Raw genomic sequence first — 15,544 nt, forward strand, 5'->3', positions numbered from 1 at the left:
ACGTCCGGGCGGCGGGCCGACTGGCGCCGCCGCCCGGTCTCTCGTTTTTCGAACACAACCTCGACCGATAGGGGATACCGAAATGAAGACCATCAAGCTTGCTCCCGGTGAGCGCCTCGTTACCAACCAGCTCAACCGTAAGGGCGTGCTGCCGCAAAACATCGTCGACGCCGCTCGCGATATCGTGGCCAACGTGCGTGCCAACGGCGATGCTGCGGTGCGCGATTACTGCCAGCGTTTTGACGGTGTTGAGCTGCAGAGCTTCCGTCTTCCGCAGGAGCAGATCGATGCCGCGCTCGAAGGCCTCGATCCGGCCTTTGTCGCCGCGCTCGAAAAGGCTGCGCGCCAGATTCGCGAGTTCCACCAGCGCGAGGTCGAGCAGAGCTGGTTTACCACGCGCCCGGACGGCACGATGCTCGGCGTTAAGGTGACCCCGCTTGCTGCGGCCGGCATCTACGTGCCGGGCGGTCGCGCGCAGTACCCTTCCACCGTGCTTATGAACGCCATTCCCGCCAAGGTTGCCGGCGTTGAGCGCGTGGTCATGGTGACCCCGCCGCAAAAGGATGGACTGATTAGCCCGTATACGCTCGCGGCGGCCAAGCTCGGCGGCGTGGACGAAATCTATATGGTGGGCGGCGCCCAGGCCGTGGCCGCGCTGGCGTACGGTACCGAGACCATTCCGCGCGTCGACAAAATCACCGGCCCGGGCAACGCCTTTGTTGCTGCTGCCAAGCAGATTGTCTCGGGTGACGTGGGTATCGACATGGTCGCCGGTCCCTCCGAGGTCTGCGTGCTGGCCGATGCCACGGCCAAGCCTATGGTGGTCGCGGCCGACCTGATGGCTCAGGCCGAGCACGATCCGCTGGCGGCCTGCTATCTGGTGACCTGCGACGAGCAGTTTGCGCGTGAGGTCGAGGCGGGTATCGACATTCTGGTAGCGCAGTCCCCGCGTGCCGAGATTACGTGCGCTTCGCTCGATAACGAAGGCGCCATCGTGGTGGCCGCCGACATGGCGGCCGCCGTCGAGGCCGTGAACACCGTGGCGCCCGAGCACCTTGAGCTGCACTGCAAGGATGCGATGGGCCTGCTCGGCGGCATTCGCAACGCCGGCGCCATCTTTGTGGGCGCTTGGAGCTCCGAGCCGCTCGGCGATTACGTTGCCGGTCCCAACCACACGTTGCCGACCGGCGGCACGGCCATGTTCTCCAACCCGCTTTCGGTCGAAGAGTTCGTTAAGCGCTCGAGCGTTATATGCTATACGCCCGAGGGCCTGCTCTCCGACGCTCCCGCTACGCAGCGTCTGGCCGAGGCCGAGGGCCTGTGGGCGCACGCGCTTTCGGCCGCACTGCGTCGCCGCGTGTTGGAGCAGGGCGAGGCCGCCGTGAGCGCCGAGTCGCTCGCCGCGGCCGACCTGACCAAGGTTGCCTGGCCGGGCGACGCCGTGGCGACGGTTGCCGAGGGCGTGGACCTGGCGGCTGCAGGCGCAGATGGCGCTGGCGTAACCGGCGGGGAGGCCTAATATGGCCGAACTCACGCCTCGCATGAAGGAGCTCGTCCAGCCTTACCTGGCCGGTATTGAGCCCTACGATCCCAGCTTTACGCCCACGCGCATCAACCTTTCGGCCAACGAGAACACCTATCCCGTGCCGGCTGGCGTGCGCGAGGCGGTCGACGCCGCCCTGGCTGCCACGCCGCTCAACCGCTATCCCGATCCCATGTCCAACGATCTGCGCGACGAGCTTGCCGCTTGGCATGGTGTGGCGCGCGAGAATGTCTGCGTGGGCAACGGCGGCGACGAGCTGCTCTATAACTACCTGTTGGCGTTTGGCGGCGCGGGACGGACCCTGCTCAACTGCCCGCCGTGCTTTAGCGAGTATGCGTTCTTTGCGTCGCTCTGCCAGACCGAGGTGCGCGACGTGTGGCGCGACCCCGCGACCTTTGAGCTCGACCAGGCCGCCGTGCTTGCGGCGGCACCCGAGTGTAACCTGGCAATCGTGACCTCGCCCAACAACCCCACGGGTGACGTGGCACCGCTCGACTTTGTCGCGGCGCTGTGCGATGCGTGCCCCGGCATGGTAATGGTTGACGAGGCCTACGTGGAGTTTGCCGACGATTCGTTTGGCGCGGCCACCACGGCGCAAGGCCTTATCGCCGAGCATCCCAACCTGGTGATTCTACATACGCTGTCCAAGGCGTTTGGCGCCGCCGGCACGCGTCTGGGCTATGTGATTGCGGCACCCGAGGTCGTCGACGTGTTCGCGGCGATTCGCCAGATCTATTCAGTTAACGTGCTGAGCCAGGCGGCAGCACTTGCCTGCGTGCGTGCCCGTGATGCCTACACGCCCGTGGTGGCACAGATCGCATCCGAGCGCGAGCGCGAGCTGTGCGCCCTGCGCGCAATGGCTGCCGATGGCATGCCCGTGGAGGCATGGCCGAGCGCGGCGAACTTTGTGCTCGTGCGCACGCCGCATGCCACGCGCGTGCGCGAGCGTCTGCGCGACGAGTATTCGATTTTGGTGCGCGACTTTAGCTACGCGCCGGGGCTTGCGGACTGTCTGCGCATCACTGTGGGTACGCCGCAGGAAAACGACGAGGTGCTGGCCGCGTTTGCCGCGCTGGTGAAGGAGGAGATGTAGATGGACCGCTATGCCGAGGTAACCCGCAAGACGGGCGAGACCGACATTGTCGTAAAGCTCGACCTGGACGGATCTGGCGTGTGCGATATCTCGACCGGCGTGCCGTTTTTCGACCACATGCTCAACGCTTTTGGCCGCCATGGCCTGTTCGATCTGACGGTGCATGCGGTGGGCGACGTCGAGGTCGACGCGCACCACACCGTTGAGGACACGGGCATTGTGCTGGGCGAGGCGTTTTGCCAGGCGCTGGGCGACAAGGCGGGTATTACGCGCTTTGCCGACGCGGCGATCGCCATGGACGAGACACTCGTGATGGCCGCCGTGGATATCTCGGGTCGCGGGCAGGCCTATTGCGAGCTGCCCGTGCCGACTGAGCGCGTGGGCAGCTTTGATACCGAGCTGGCCGTCGAGTTCTTCTATGCCTTTGCGCGCGATGCCAAGCTCACGCTGCACGTGCGCGAGCTGGCGGGCGGCAATTCGCACCACATTATCGAGGCCGCCTTTAAGGCCGTGGGCCGCACGATGCGCCGCGCCTGCGAACTCGATCCCCGCGTGCAGGGTATCCCCAGCACCAAGGGCTCGCTGTAACCGTCACAAGGGTAAAACCACCACGAAGATGCCTGTCCTCTTTGTGGTGGTTTTGGATGATGAGAAGTGGAGGGGTCGCGTGGGCGAACCGAAGATCGTGGTGGTCGACTACCACAAGGGCAACTTGTCGAGCGTCGTGCGCGGGCTTGCGCGCGCCGGTGCTGCCGCCTGCACGTCGGACGATCCGGAGCAGATCCGCAACGCCGACGGCCTGGTCATCCCGGGCGTGGGTGCGTTCTATGACGCGATCGCCTTTATGCGTCAGAGCGGCGAGGAGGTGGCCGTGCTCGATGCCGTTGCCGCCGGAACTCCGCTGCTCGGCATCTGCCTGGGCCTTCAGCTGTTTTTTGAGCGCGGCAACGAGGGCGTGCCTGCGAACGAGGACGCGGACGCGGACGACGATGCCTCCGAGCAGGCCGGTGGTCCCTGGGTCGATGGCCTGGGCATCATGCGTGGCTCGTGCACGCACCTGGAGTCGAGCCGTCTGAAGGTCCCGCACGTGGGCTGGGACCAGGTGCGCATGACGCCCGCCGGTGCGGCCGATCCGTTGCTTGCCGGTTTTGCCGAGGGCGCCAACATGTATTTCACTCACAGCTACGCGGTGGCCGACGACGTCGATGCCGCCGATGTGTTGGCGCGCACGCACTATACACGGAGCTTCCCGTGCATCGTGCGCCACGGCAACGTGTGGGGCTGCCAGTTCCATCCCGAGAAATCCTCTGCGCTGGGTCAGCGCATCCTTAAGAACTTCGTGAGCATCGTCGAGGGGGCCGGCCGATGATTCTGTTTCCCGCAATCGATTTGATCGGCGGCAAGGTCGTGCGCCTGGAGCGCGGCGACCGGAGCCGCTGTAAGGTGTATTCTGACGACCCCGTGGCCGTTGCCCGCTCCTTTGCCGAGCAGGGCGCGAGCTGGGTGCACGTCGTCGACCTGTCCGCTGCCTTTGGCGAGGACGAGGACGCGTGCGCTGCCAACTTGGCAGCGATTAAGGCCATCTGCGGCGTCGACGGTCTGTCCGCGGACGTGGGCGGCGGCGTTCGTTCGCTCGCGCGCATCGACGAGCTGGCCGGCTACGGCGCGCGTCGCATCGCGCTAGGCACGGTGCTCGTGACCGAGCCGGGATTTGCCGAGGTGGCGGCGCAAGGCTTTGGCGAGTTACTGGTGGCAGACATTGCCGCCCGTGACGGCCAGGTCAAGGTGAATGGTTGGCGCGACGGCGCGGGTGTGGCGCTCGACGACGCCGTGGCGCAGCTCACCGAGCTGGGCTTTAAGCATCTGGTGTATACCGACATCGCGCGCGATGGCATGCAGACGGGCATCGACGTGGCGGCGTATCGCCATGTGGCCGAGGTCGCGGGCTTTCCCGTCGTGGCTTCGGGCGGCATCTCGACGCTCGACGATATCCGCGCACTGGCCGCGGTGGGCGAGGATGCCATCGAGGGTGCCATTACCGGTCGTGCGCTCTACGAGGGCAACTTTACGCTGGCCCAGGCGTTGGCCGCCGCCCGAGGGAAGGAGTAGCCCATGCTTGCCAAACGCGTGATTCCCTGTCTGGATGTTAAGGACGGCCGCGTGGTCAAGGGCGTCAACTTTGTGAGCCTGCGCGATGCTGGCGACCCGGTGGAGCTGGCGCGCGCCTACGACCGCGAGGGTGCAGACGAGGTCGTCTTCCTGGACATTACCGCGACGAGCGACAACCGCGCGACGACCATCGAGATGGCGGCGCACGCGGCCGAGGAGCTCGCTATTCCCTATACCGTGGGCGGCGGTTTCCGCGACTTGGCGGGCATGCGAACCATGGTTGCCGCCGGTGCCGACAAGGTGTCGCTTAACTCTGCCGCCGTGCGCGATCCGTCGTTGATCAGCCAGGCCGCCGCGGCGTTTGGCAGCCAGGCCGTGGTCGTGGCGATTGATGCCAAGCGCGTGGGCCTGCCCGGTCAGCCGGATGCCGACAAGTGGGAGGTCTTCACGGCGGGCGGTCGCAACGCCACGGGTATCGATGCGGTGGCGTGGGCCGAGGAAGCGGCTCGTCGCGGCGCCGGTGAGATCTTGCTCACCAGCATGGATCGCGACGGCACCAAGGCTGGCTTCGACCTGGCACTCACCCGCGCCGTGGCGCGCGCGGTGCCGATCCCGGTGATCGCAAGCGGCGGCGTGGGCACGCTCGAGCATTTTGCCGAGGGCGTGATCGAGGGCGAGGCCGATGCCGTGCTGGCGGCCAGCGTCTTTCACTTTGGAACTTTCAGCATTCGCCAGGTGAAGGAGTATATGGCCAGCCAAGGCATCCCTGTGAGGCTGGACTTCTAGTGCTGCGGCTTGCCCAGGCACCGCATCTTGCCGCTCAAACCGTCGCTCGCGTACCAAAGTACGCGTCGCTCCTCTTTCGCGGCAACCTGCGGCACCTGGACAACCCTCGCCGACCTGTGGGATTTCGTTTGTTACTTGGGAGAAATGATGACTGAGGTAATAAATGCTACCGAGCTTAAATACGACGCCCGCGGGCTGATTCCTTGCGTGGTTCAGCAGCATGACACCGGTGAGGTGCTTATGGTTGCTTGGATGAACGAGGAATCGGTGGGGCTGACGCTCAAGACCGGGACCACGTGGTTTTGGAGTCGCAGCCGTCAGGAGCTCTGGAACAAGGGCGCGACGAGTGGCAACATGCAGGAGGTCAAGGAGCTCTGGGCCGACTGCGATAGCGATACGCTACTGGTCAAGGTCGATTCTCCGGGTCCGGCCTGCCATACCGGCAACCGTACCTGCTTCTTTAAGCGCGTGGAAGGGGGAGTGCGATGAAAGTCGTGACGCCGTTCGAGGTCGCCGACTGCAACACCGAGCTGCTCCGCGCGGGCGTGCCATGCCGCGTGCACCTGACTGATGCCTGCGGGGCGCAGTCGCTTTGGCTCGAGGCCGAGAAGGAAAGGCTCGATGAGGCTCATGCCGTCATCGTTGAGTTCTTTGAGAAAAAGGGCGCAAAGCCTCGGTTCGATGAGACCGGTACTTACTTTACGCTGCAGTAACGAGAGGAAATAACCATGGGAGTCAGAACAGCTAACGTGCAGCCGGGAAACATCGGTGAGACGCTGACGGGACTGGCCGAGGTGATTCACGGTCGTCGCGATGCGTCGCCGGAGGAGAGCTATACCGCCCGTCTGCTGACCGACGTCGAGGACGAGCTGCTCAAGAAGCTTGCCGAGGAGGCGAGCGAGGTCATCATGGCCTGCAAGGATAACGATCACGACCACATCCGCTACGAGGCCGGCGACCTGGTCTACCACCTGCTCGTAACCCTTGAGCGTTATGGCATCACCCTCGACGAACTGGCCGGCGAACTCAACGCCCGCCGCCACTAGTCATTGGGGACGTTCTAAAACGACCAGTTAGGCGAGGGGCGTGGATTCCCATTCGCCGGTGGGGTGGGGGATATCGAAGGCCCGGTAGCCGCAGTCGTAGGCGTGGGCCTGGGCCTCGCGGATGTTCCAACAAATATCGCAGGCGCGGTGCGCGTCTGAGCCAAAGGTAATGGGCACCTCGGCATGGGCAAAACAGCGCAAAAGGCCGGTTGCGGGATAGTAGTCGTCAAGGCCCTTGCGCGGTGCAGCCGTCGAGACCTCAACGCGGCGACCCGTATCGTGGGCGCATTCGGCCATCTGCTCCCAAAACGGCGCGGGATCAAAGTCGGGTGCAAAGCCGTCCTTCGAAAAGCGCATGACCAGGTCGGGATGGGCCATCACGTCAAAGTTGAGTGAGCTTTCGCAAGCACGGCACCAGTCGTCGACGTAGCGCTCCCACACGCCGCGCACGCCTAAGTTTTCCCAGACGTGCAGGTTGGTGTCGTCGTCGATCCAGCCGCAGGGCGAATCGGGTGTATCGGGGCGAGCGACGTTTTCCGTTCCCGCCATGCCCGCGGCGCCTGCCGCAATATCTCCCGGGTTGCCAATCCAGTGCACGCTGCCCAAGCGCACCACGGCGCTCTGGGACCAGCGCTCTACCAAGGGTTCGCAGCCCTCGTACCAATCGCATTCAAAGCCATAGATAAGCTCGAGCTCCGGCGCGATTTGCGCGGCAAGCCTGCGGGCGTCCTCAAAGGCCAGACGATGCGTCGGCAGGTCGCTCTCGACAACCTGCACCTCGCAGTTGGCGTCCATGCTGGCGGGCAGGGTGAGGTGATCGGTCGAGACCATGACGCGGCAGCCGGCGGCGGCAGCAGCGCGGACGTTGTCCTCAAACGAGGCATGGCCGTCCGAAAACGAGGTATGGGTGTGGCAATCGACCAGCGGGCATGCGGGCATGGCGACTCCTTTGCATTTGGCGAATTCGCTCCATTGTAATGGTGCAGCTCTCAACACGCCGTGCACGCCGGAGCTCGAAATCGATTGGAAAGGCTGCGCGGCGCGTGCCGGCGCCGGCGACTACTTGTTTCGTGCCGCCGCGCGTTTGGCCTGCACTGTTACCATCGCGTGTCTCACGGCGGTGATGGGGCGATAGCGGATCATACGCGGTCCCGACCAGCGCATGACCTCGCGGATCTTCTCGCGCATGGCAGGCCGGTAACAATGCGAAGGACAGGCCGAGCAAAATGTCTTGGTGCCCATGTGCGGGCAGTGCTCAATGCGCGTGATGGCGTATTTCTGCAGCTCGGCGCATTCGGGGCAGAGCGTAATGGTCCGAAGGCCGAGCTTCACGCGCACGGGCTCATCGTCGCCAGCCTGCTCGATCGCATGCCCGCCGCCATGATGCCCACGACACCACAGCGCAATCATCTGCGACACCATTTGGACCTCGCGCCCACGTTTGCGTGCCAGCTCCGGTGTGTCGATCGGGCGTGCCATTAGCTCAGCCTCCCGTGCTCGACCGAAAGCGAGCAATCGGCAAAGGCGCAGGTGCTGGCACGGTGGCTTACGAGCACGATGGTCTTGCCGCGGCGCTTGAGCTCGTCAACGGCCTGCATTACGGCTGCCTCGTTGAGAGCGTCGAGTGCGCTGGTGGGCTCGTCGAGCAAGATGAAAGGCGCGTCGTTGAGGAAAATGCGCGCAAGGCCGATGCGCTGGCGCTCGCCGCCCGAGAGCGAGTCGCCCAGCTCGGCAACCGGGGTGTCGAGACCCTGCGGCAGGCGGTCGATGAGGGCGGTAAGCGAAGCGGAACGGCAGGCATCGAGCAGCTCGGCATCGGATGCATCGGAACGCGCGACCAGCAGGTTCTCGCGTACGGTGCCGCAGAACAGATGTGTGTCCTGGGTCATATAGGCCTCGTGACTGCGCAGGCTCGCCGTGTTGATGTGGCGGGCATCGACGCCGCTCACCGTGATGGTGCCGGCTGCGGGGTCCCAAAAGCGCATGAGCAGCTTAAGCAGCGTCGACTTGCCCGAGCCCGAGCGCCCCATGATACAGGTCATGGTACCGGGCGCAAAGGCGCAGGTCACGTCGTCGAGGATGAGACTCGAAGCGGGGTCGTTCGCGGCCTGCTCTGTGGCGTCGGCACCGACCGCGTCCACGCCGCCCGCATAGCTAAAGCTCACATGCTCGGCTGCGGCGCCGGCAAACTCAACGTCCTGTCCGTCGGCGACCTCGGCGCACTGGGGCTGCTCGTCGAGCAAATCGAGCACGCGTGCGCCCGAGGCGAGCGTCTCCTGCAGTGAGGCGCCCAGGCGGCTCACGGCCATCACCGAGCCAAACGACGACACAAAGGTAAAGACGGCGACAAACGCTGCGGCAAAGTCAATCGTTCCCGCAGCCACCAGCTGCAGCGCACGTCCGAGCATCACCAGATTGGCCGCAAGAATAAGCGCATCGGCTACGGCCTCACTGGCCGCTTGGCGGCGCTTGAGGCGCGCGTCCACGGCGCCGACTTGCTCGGTCAGCTTGCCCAGGGCACGGCTGCGATCGGCGCCACCGGCAAACTGGATAGTCTCGGATGCGCCGCGCAGACTGTCGAGCACAAAGGCACCCAGCTTACCGGCGCCCTCGCGGCTCTGGCGGCCGGTGGTGCCGCATGCCTTGGCCGAGGTCAGGGGCAGCAGCACGCCCAGGACCGCGTAGGCCACGAGCGCGATGCCCGCGAGCTCGGGGCTTACAGCCAGCAAAAAGCCCTCAAACACAACGGTGCAGACCAGAGCGATGGCAATGGGCGAGATGGTGTGCGCGTAGAAGACTTCGAGCAGCTCGATATCCGAGGTGACCAGGCTCACGAGCTCGCCCTTGCCGCGGCCCTCGAGCTTGGCGGGGGCGAGCTGGCGCAGGGCGCCAAACACCAGGTCGCGAATGTGTGCGAGCAGACGGAATGCGATGTAATGGTTGCAGAGCTGCTCGCCGTAGTGGAGCGGCCCGCGTGCGATGCCGCAGGCGGCGCAGGCCGCGCATGCTGCGATAAGACCAAGCCCCAAGGCGTTACGGCCCAGCGCGGCCATAAGGCCAAAGGCGCCAAAGGCCGGAACAAACGCGGCGGTGAACATACCAATGCTGCCCAGCACGACAGCTAGCATAAGCCAGCCGGCAAGCGGTCGGACGAGCCCCATCATGCGCCACATGATGGACGGCGCCGAGCGACGAGCGCGGCCGGAGTCAGGCGCCGCGGCAGCGGAAGACGAGCCGGCACCGTTGAAGCTATCGGTGCAGGCGGCGCTGTCGTCAACAGCCTCAGCCGCGTCGGCATCCTCGGCATCATCCTCCGCATACGCATATGCCGAGAGCTGCTCCTGGCTATTCCACATGCGCGCATAGGCGCCCGCGGTGGCCAAGAGCTCGCCGTGAGTCCCGTGCTCGGCAATACGGCCACGCTCCAGCACCAGAATCTGGTCGGCGTCCACGATCGTCGACAGGCGATGCGCCACCACGATTACGGTGTGCTCGCCGGCAAGCGACGCAATGACCTCGCCGATCGCGGCCTCGCTTGCGGCATCGACGTTACTCGTAGCCTCGTCAAACACATAGATCGGCGAGTCGTGCAGCAGGGCGCGGGCCATGCACACGCGCTGGCGCTGGCCGCCCGAAAGGTTGGTGCCGCCCTCGTTAATCATCATGTCGAGCCCGCCGTTGGCCTGCACAAAGGCCGCCACGCGCGTGCGGTCGAGCGCATCCATGAGCTCGGTATCGGTGGCGTTGGGCTGGGCGAGCAGCAGGTTGTCGCGCAGGGTGCCGGCAAACAGGTAGCCGTTGGTGGGCACCAGGGTGACGGTGCGCATGAGTGAGGCGGCCGTGGCATCGCGCAGCTCGACGCCGTCGATGCGAACGCTGCCACGGTAGGCACCCTTGCGGCCCGCGATAATCCCCGCGAGCGTGGACTTGCCGCCGCCGCTTTCGCCCACGAGTGCCACGAGCGAGCCGTGCGCAATGGTCGCGCTGGCGCTGTCCAGCACCGTGCGGTCGCCGTATGCATAGCTCACGCCCGCGAGCTCGATATCGCCGCGACCGTCAAGCTCAACATCGCCGCGCTCGGGCTCGGGCGTATCCAAAATGCCAAACATGCGGCGCGAGGCGGCCATGCCGTTCATGGCCGTGTGGAACAGCGATCCCAGGCGGCGCATGGGCAAAAAGAACTCCTGCGACAGAAAGACGATGAGGAAGGCAGCCTCAAAGCCGATCTTGCCCGTGGCGAGCTGCAGCGCGGCTACGATAATGCCGAGCGCGGCGCCCATATAGACGACCAGGTCCATAACGCAAATGGAGCGCAGTTGCATCACCAGCAGGCGCATGGTCGCTGTGCGGAAACGCTCGGACTCGGCGTTGATGCGCTCGTGCCAGCTGCGATCGGCCTGGTAGACCTTAAGGGTGGTGAGACCCTGCACGGCCTCCAGGAACATGCCGCCCAGGTCGACGTAGCTGCCCCAGTACTCGGAACCAATCTTTTTGGCGTTGCGCATGACCATCATGATGGAGACGGGAATGACCGGAACGCAGGCGAGCAGCAGCGCGGCGGGAAGACCCGCCTGGCCCGTGAGCATTACAAACAGCGTGATGGGTGCCAAGCCGGCAAAGAAGAGCTGCGGCAGGTAACCGCCAAAGTACACCTGGAGTTGCGTGGCGCCCTCGACGCTGGTCTGGACGGCCTCGGCGGTGGGGACGGTCTCGGTGTAGGAGGGGCCGAGTGCGGTGAGCTTATCGTAGACGAGCGAGCGCACGCGGCGGACGGCCTCGAATGCGGCCTTGTCGCCGGCGCGTTGGGCCAGGTAGATGGAGGCGGCGCGCACGATGATGGCGGCGGCGAGCGGTAAGGCCGCCTGTGCGAGGGCATCGACGGCGAGCGCGGCGGAAAGGCCGTCCGTGACGATGCCGCCCAAGATGCGCGCAAGCACCCACATCACCGTGATGTTTGCCATGAGCGCGATCCACTTAAACAGGACGCTTGCCATAATGTAGGGCGTTGCCTGCGGAACCAGGGAGAAGAGCCGCTTCTCGAACATGAAACCTCCTATGCCGTAACGGTGCCGGGCGGGGCCCTCGGCAGCCGCTTAGTTAGCCAAATGCAACTAGAGTAACATCGTGCAGCGAGTAAGTATGCCGATGGTAATTTTTAGCCGATGAACTGCGTAGAAAGTTCAAAATTGTTGAGTGCGGCGAACTTTGTGGTGAACGGAGTGCGGGCGCAATTCTGATCGTGTGCGACCCCGCTCCAAAACGTGTACGTCAGCCTTCAAAACCGACAAAAAATGACATGTTTGGAGGCTGACGTACATGTTTGGATAGGGGCAAGGGCGGCGACGGACGAAAGTCACGCCTGTGCCACGTCCGATGTGCTAGCGTTTGGGTGAATAAAACGAGCCCGTGCGGAAAGGATCCGGACCGTATGCAACGTGGAAGTACATCTCCGCTGTCCCGCGAGACCGATGCGCCCGAGACCATCGTCAAGCTGGAGTGCGACATCGACGATGCGTCGCCCGAGGTACTCGCCTATACCGCCGACCGCCTGCGCGAGGCGGGCGCCCGCGAGGTGCACTGGCTGCCCCTCTACTGCAAAAAAGGCCGCCCCGGCTGGCAGCTGCAGGTGATCTGCTCGCATGAGGATATCGAACGCCTGCAGACGATTATCTTTTTGGAAACCACGACCAACGGTATCCGGCGCCAGATTATGGAGCGCGTCTGCCTGCCGCGCCGCTTTGAGCAGGTGGCGACGCCTTGGGGCGAGGTAGCCGTCAAGGTGGCCACCCTGCCCGACGGCAGTGAGCGTGCGGCGCCCGAGTACGAGGACTGCGCCCGTCTCGCCCGCGTGCACAACGTGCCGCTCCAGCGCGTGATGCAGGCTGCCCAGAGCGCGGTACTGCGATTTGAGTAACACGGCCGAGTGGCGCGCCAACCCTATTTGCCCCATCCCGAAAGGACTTCCCATGAAATACCTCATCGCTTCCGACATTCACGGCTCGGCATACTGGACCGAGCGCCTGGTCGCCGCCATCGAGTCCGAGCAGCCCGACCGCATCGTGCTGCTGGGCGACCTGCTCTACCACGGCCCGCGCAACGACCTGCCGCGCGATTACGCCCCCAAGCGCGTGATTCCTCTGCTCAACGCCCTGGCCGACCGCATCATCGCGGTGCGCGGCAACTGCGACGCCGAGGTCGACCAGATGGTGCTCGACTTCCCTGTCATGGCCGACTACGCCACCCTGTTTGACGAGACCGGCCGCGAGCTGTTCTTGACGCACGGCCACGTCTTTGGCGCCGGCATGCACAACAGCGTCGACCACGCGCCCGCGCTGCCCGAGGGCTCCGCGCTCGTCTACGGCCATACGCACATCAAGGTCAACGAAGCGAGCGAGACGCACCCGGGCCTGTGGCTCTTCAATCCCGGCAGCGTGAGCATTCCCAAAGACGGCACGCACGGCTACGGTATCTACGAGGACGGTGCGTTCCGTCACGTGATCATGGAGGAGGACTAACCATGGCCGAGCATATGGCTCAGCAAAATGCCGAGGGTTCGCGCGACCTGTCCACGCTGGTCGACGCGTCGGCCGAGCTGCAGCATCTGGTGCAGACCATCTGGCGTCTGCGTCAGCCCGATGGCTGCCCGTGGGACCGCGAGCAGACGCACTGCAGCATTGGCAAGAACATGATCGAGGAGGCCTACGAGGCGCTCGATTGCATCGAGGCGGACGACGTGGCGCATCTGCGCGAGGAGCTGGGCGACGTGCTCATGCGGGTGGTACTGCATGCGCAAATTGCGGCGGACGCCGGCGAGTTTACACTTGCCGATGTGGCACGCGATATCGACGCCAAGCTCATCCGTCGTCATCCGCACGTGTTTGGCGATGCGGATGCCGAGAGCTCCGACGAGGTGCTCAAGATCTGGGACGAGGTTAAGCTTGCCGAGAAGGCTGCCAAGGACAAGGCCGTGGCGGCAGGCGAGGCTGCGCCCGAGGGTCTGCTCGACGGCGTGCCCACGCATCTGCCGGCGCTGATGCAGGCTCAGAAGGTGTCGCGCAAGGCGGCTGCCGTGGGCTTTGAGTGGGAGACGGTCCAAGACGTGTGGGACGAGGTTGCCGAGGAGCGTGCCGAGTTTGAGGCCGAGGAGCCCGGCTCGTCCGAGCGCGAGATGGAGTTTGGCGACCTGCTCTTTGCCCTAGTCAACGTTGCGCGCAAAGAGGGGATTGACGCCGAGAGTGCCCTGCGCGCGAGCACGGCCAAGTTCCGCCGCCGCTGGGCTGCGATGGAGCAGATGGCGGCCAACGCCCACGTGGATCTTGCCGAGCTTTCGACCCACGGCCTTAACGACCTGTGGGATGCCGCAAAGGCGGAGGAGTAAGACTGCGGGAACGACGGGCTGACACGCCTCATCGTTCCCGCTATTTATTTCGAAAAACAAGTGTATCCCTCGGCTAACTTAGGGCATAATGCAAAAAGTGCGACATGGCTAACTTACGGAGGCACACCGACGGTGCACGGTCAGCCGGTCGCTTGCATCCACTACGTTTCCAAGTGAGAGGGAGACAGCATGAGTGATATTTTGGACGTCTACGGTCGCGAGGTGCTCGACAGCCGCGGCAATCCCACTGTCGAGGTCGAGGTCGTGCTCGAGGACGGCAGCTTCGGCCGCGCAATGGTGCCTTCGGGCGCTTCGACCGGCGCCTTTGAGGCATGCGAGCTGCGCGACGGCGACAAGGGCCGCTACCTGGGCAAGGGCGTTTCGCAGGCCGTCGAGCACGTCAATAACGAGTGCGCTAACGCCGTCGTGGGCCTCGACGCCTTCGACCAGCGCGCCGTCGATGCCGCGCTGATTGCCGCGGACGGTACCCCCAACAAGACCAATCTCGGCGCCAACGCCATTCTGGGTGTGTCGCTGGCAGTTGCCCGCGCCGCTGCCGAGTCGGCGGGCCTGTCGCTGTATCAGTACCTGGGCGGCGTCAACGCCCACCTGCTGCCCACGCCCATGATGAACATCCTCAACGGCGGCGTGCATGCCGACAATAACGTCGACTTCCAGGAGTTCATGATCATGCCGGTGGGCGCCCCGAGCTTTGCCGAGGGCCTGCGTTGGTGCGCCGAGGTTTACCACACCCTCAAGGGCGTGCTGCACGAGGCCGGCCTGGGCGGCGGCGTGGGCGACGAGGGCGGCTTTGCGCCCAACCTCAAGACCAACGCCGAGCCGTTCGAGTACATTACCAAGGCCGTCGAGAAGGCTGGCTTTAAGCCCGGCGTCGACTTCATGTACGCCATGGATCCGGCATCGACCGAGTTCTACAACGCCGAGACCGGCATGTACGAGCTCAAGGGCGAGGGCGTGGAGTACACGAGTGCCCAGATGGTCGATTACTGGGAGAAGCTCGTCGACACCTATCCCATCATCTCCATCGAGGACGGTATGGCCGAGGAGGACTGGGACGGTTGGGTCGAGCTGACCCGTCGCATTGGCAACAAGGTGCAGCTGGTGGGCGACGACCTGTTCGTCACCAACACCGAACGCCTCAAGAAGGGCATCGAGCTGGGTGCCGCCAACGCGATCCTGGTCAAGGTTAACCAGATCGGTACGCTCACCGAGTCGCTCGAGGCCATCGAGACCGCCAAGGAGGCCGGTTACGCTTGCATCGTGAGCCACCGCTCCGGCGAGACCGAGGATTCCACGATCGCCGATCTGGTCGTGGGCATCAACGCCGGCCAGATCAAGTCGGGCGCTCCGTGCCGCAGCGACCGTATCGCCAAGTACAACCAGCTCATCCGCATCGAGGACGAGCTCGAGGGCAGCGCGCGCTACGCCGGCAAGGCCGCGTTCTACAACATTCGCTAGATAGACGAGCCTGGTGGGGAGGGGATGGACTCGGCTTCGCCCCGCTCCAGCTAGACGCTACAGAGTTCTGTCGGGCGCTGGGCCATATGGCTCAGCGCCTTTTTTATGTC

At 64.7% G+C, this 15,544-nt stretch carries 16 protein-coding genes; 13 read left to right on the forward strand and 3 right to left on the reverse strand.

The genetic code is table 11. The features are described from left to right. The first annotated feature begins 82 nt into the window (after positions 1 to 82). From hisD to hisE, 9 genes are all read left to right on the forward strand, one after another. Positions 83 to 1,519 (forward strand): histidinol dehydrogenase, encoded by a 1,437-nt coding sequence (hisD, locus tag AAAV21_RS02730; protein ID WP_349107285.1) that lies wholly within the window; start codon positions 83 to 85, stop codon positions 1,517 to 1,519. Position 1,520: 1 nt separating this feature from the next. Continuing rightward, on the forward strand, positions 1,521 to 2,636 hold the full coding sequence (gene hisC, locus AAAV21_RS02735; protein WP_349107287.1) for a histidinol-phosphate transaminase: 1,116 nt from the start codon (positions 1,521 to 1,523) through the stop codon (positions 2,634 to 2,636). After that, positions 2,637 to 3,224: an imidazoleglycerol-phosphate dehydratase HisB gene (hisB, locus tag AAAV21_RS02740; RefSeq protein ID WP_117757617.1), complete on the forward strand. Its 588-nt coding sequence runs from the start codon at positions 2,637 to 2,639 to the stop codon at positions 3,222 to 3,224. A 79-nt stretch (positions 3,225 to 3,303) separates the two neighbouring features. Then, positions 3,304 to 4,005, forward strand: coding sequence for an imidazole glycerol phosphate synthase subunit HisH (locus AAAV21_RS02745; RefSeq protein ID WP_118334194.1), 702 nt, complete (start codon positions 3,304 to 3,306; stop codon positions 4,003 to 4,005). Continuing rightward, on the forward strand, positions 4,002 to 4,745 hold the full coding sequence (locus AAAV21_RS02750) for a HisA/HisF-related TIM barrel protein (protein ID WP_117648476.1): 744 nt from the start codon (positions 4,002 to 4,004) through the stop codon (positions 4,743 to 4,745). The genes AAAV21_RS02745 and AAAV21_RS02750 overlap by 4 nt, the downstream gene beginning before the upstream one ends. A 3-nt stretch (positions 4,746 to 4,748) precedes the next feature. Beyond that, on the forward strand, positions 4,749 to 5,531 hold the full coding sequence (hisF, locus tag AAAV21_RS02755; protein WP_117799852.1) for an imidazole glycerol phosphate synthase subunit HisF: 783 nt from the start codon (positions 4,749 to 4,751) through the stop codon (positions 5,529 to 5,531). 147 nt (positions 5,532 to 5,678) lie between these two features. After that, a complete protein-coding gene (gene hisI, locus AAAV21_RS02760; RefSeq protein ID WP_089573591.1) occupies positions 5,679 to 6,020 on the forward strand; it encodes a phosphoribosyl-AMP cyclohydrolase in 342 nt (113 codons plus the stop codon). After that, positions 6,017 to 6,244: a hypothetical protein gene (locus AAAV21_RS02765; protein WP_099432266.1), complete on the forward strand. Its 228-nt coding sequence runs from the start codon at positions 6,017 to 6,019 to the stop codon at positions 6,242 to 6,244. Before hisI ends, AAAV21_RS02765 begins: the two co-directional genes overlap by 4 nt. 15 nt (positions 6,245 to 6,259) lie before the next feature. Beyond that, positions 6,260 to 6,577: a phosphoribosyl-ATP diphosphatase gene (gene hisE, locus AAAV21_RS02770; protein WP_117757622.1), complete on the forward strand. Its 318-nt coding sequence runs from the start codon at positions 6,260 to 6,262 to the stop codon at positions 6,575 to 6,577. A gap of 27 nt (positions 6,578 to 6,604) precedes the next feature. On the opposite strand, the gene AAAV21_RS02775 is transcribed toward hisE, so the two are convergent. The 3 genes from AAAV21_RS02775 to AAAV21_RS02785 all read right to left on the reverse strand — a co-directional run bounded on the left by AAAV21_RS02775 (position 6,605) and on the right by AAAV21_RS02785 (position 11,622). Continuing rightward, entirely contained in the window at positions 6,605 to 7,516 is a 912-nt protein-coding gene (locus AAAV21_RS02775; protein WP_349107291.1) for a PHP domain-containing protein, read from the reverse strand. 120 nt (positions 7,517 to 7,636) lie between these two features. Beyond that, positions 7,637 to 8,056, reverse strand: a complete 420-nt coding sequence (locus tag AAAV21_RS02780; RefSeq protein ID WP_349107293.1) for a nitrous oxide-stimulated promoter family protein — start codon at positions 8,054 to 8,056, stop codon at positions 7,637 to 7,639. Next, positions 8,056 to 11,622, reverse strand: a complete 3,567-nt coding sequence (locus AAAV21_RS02785) for an ATP-binding cassette domain-containing protein (protein ID WP_349107295.1) — start codon at positions 11,620 to 11,622, stop codon at positions 8,056 to 8,058. The genes AAAV21_RS02780 and AAAV21_RS02785 overlap by 1 nt, the downstream gene beginning before the upstream one ends. Before the next feature lie 383 nt (positions 11,623 to 12,005). Between AAAV21_RS02785 and larC the strand changes: the two genes are divergently transcribed. The 4 genes from larC to eno all read left to right on the forward strand — a co-directional run bounded on the left by larC (position 12,006) and on the right by eno (position 15,434). Beyond that, a complete protein-coding gene (gene larC / locus AAAV21_RS02790; protein WP_349107297.1) occupies positions 12,006 to 12,491 on the forward strand; it encodes a nickel insertion protein in 486 nt (161 codons plus the stop codon). Between the two features lie 52 nt (positions 12,492 to 12,543). Next, a complete protein-coding gene (yfcE, locus tag AAAV21_RS02795) occupies positions 12,544 to 13,092 on the forward strand; it encodes a phosphodiesterase (RefSeq protein WP_349107299.1) in 549 nt (182 codons plus the stop codon). Positions 13,093 to 13,094: 2 nt separating this feature from the next. Further along, positions 13,095 to 13,955: a nucleoside triphosphate pyrophosphohydrolase gene (mazG, locus tag AAAV21_RS02800; protein WP_349107300.1), complete on the forward strand. Its 861-nt coding sequence runs from the start codon at positions 13,095 to 13,097 to the stop codon at positions 13,953 to 13,955. A 189-nt stretch (positions 13,956 to 14,144) separates the two neighbouring features. Beyond that, positions 14,145 to 15,434 (forward strand): phosphopyruvate hydratase, encoded by a 1,290-nt coding sequence (gene eno, locus AAAV21_RS02805; protein WP_349107302.1) that lies wholly within the window; start codon positions 14,145 to 14,147, stop codon positions 15,432 to 15,434. Positions 15,435 to 15,544 lie beyond the last annotated feature (110 nt).

Source organism: Collinsella sp. CLA-AA-H302 (assembly GCF_040093305.1).
Taxonomy (GTDB): Bacteria; Actinomycetota; Coriobacteriia; order Coriobacteriales; family Coriobacteriaceae; genus Collinsella.

Excerpts from the sequence above, each read along its gene's own strand:
- hisD (WP_349107285.1), top strand. The coding sequence starts at position 83 with ATGAAGACCATCAAGCTTGCTCCCGGTGAGCGCCTCGTTACCAACCAG.
- hisC (WP_349107287.1), top strand. The coding sequence starts at position 1,521 with ATGGCCGAACTCACGCCTCGCATGAAGGAGCTCGTCCAGCCTTACCTG.
- hisB (WP_117757617.1), top strand. The coding sequence starts at position 2,637 with ATGGACCGCTATGCCGAGGTAACCCGCAAGACGGGCGAGACCGACATT.
- AAAV21_RS02750 (WP_117648476.1), top strand. The coding sequence starts at position 4,002 with ATGATTCTGTTTCCCGCAATCGATTTGATCGGCGGCAAGGTCGTGCGC.
- hisF (WP_117799852.1), top strand. The coding sequence starts at position 4,749 with ATGCTTGCCAAACGCGTGATTCCCTGTCTGGATGTTAAGGACGGCCGC.
- hisI (WP_089573591.1), top strand. The coding sequence starts at position 5,679 with ATGACTGAGGTAATAAATGCTACCGAGCTTAAATACGACGCCCGCGGG.
- AAAV21_RS02765 (WP_099432266.1), top strand. The coding sequence starts at position 6,017 with ATGAAAGTCGTGACGCCGTTCGAGGTCGCCGACTGCAACACCGAGCTG.
- hisE (WP_117757622.1), top strand. The coding sequence starts at position 6,260 with ATGGGAGTCAGAACAGCTAACGTGCAGCCGGGAAACATCGGTGAGACG.
- AAAV21_RS02775 (WP_349107291.1), bottom strand. The coding sequence starts at position 7,516 with ATGCCCGCATGCCCGCTGGTCGATTGCCACACCCATACCTCGTTTTCG.
- AAAV21_RS02780 (WP_349107293.1), bottom strand. The coding sequence starts at position 8,056 with ATGGCACGCCCGATCGACACACCGGAGCTGGCACGCAAACGTGGGCGC.
- AAAV21_RS02785 (WP_349107295.1), bottom strand. The coding sequence starts at position 11,622 with ATGTTCGAGAAGCGGCTCTTCTCCCTGGTTCCGCAGGCAACGCCCTAC.
- larC (WP_349107297.1), top strand. The coding sequence starts at position 12,006 with ATGCAACGTGGAAGTACATCTCCGCTGTCCCGCGAGACCGATGCGCCC.
- yfcE (WP_349107299.1), top strand. The coding sequence starts at position 12,544 with ATGAAATACCTCATCGCTTCCGACATTCACGGCTCGGCATACTGGACC.
- mazG (WP_349107300.1), top strand. The coding sequence starts at position 13,095 with ATGGCCGAGCATATGGCTCAGCAAAATGCCGAGGGTTCGCGCGACCTG.
- eno (WP_349107302.1), top strand. The coding sequence starts at position 14,145 with ATGAGTGATATTTTGGACGTCTACGGTCGCGAGGTGCTCGACAGCCGC.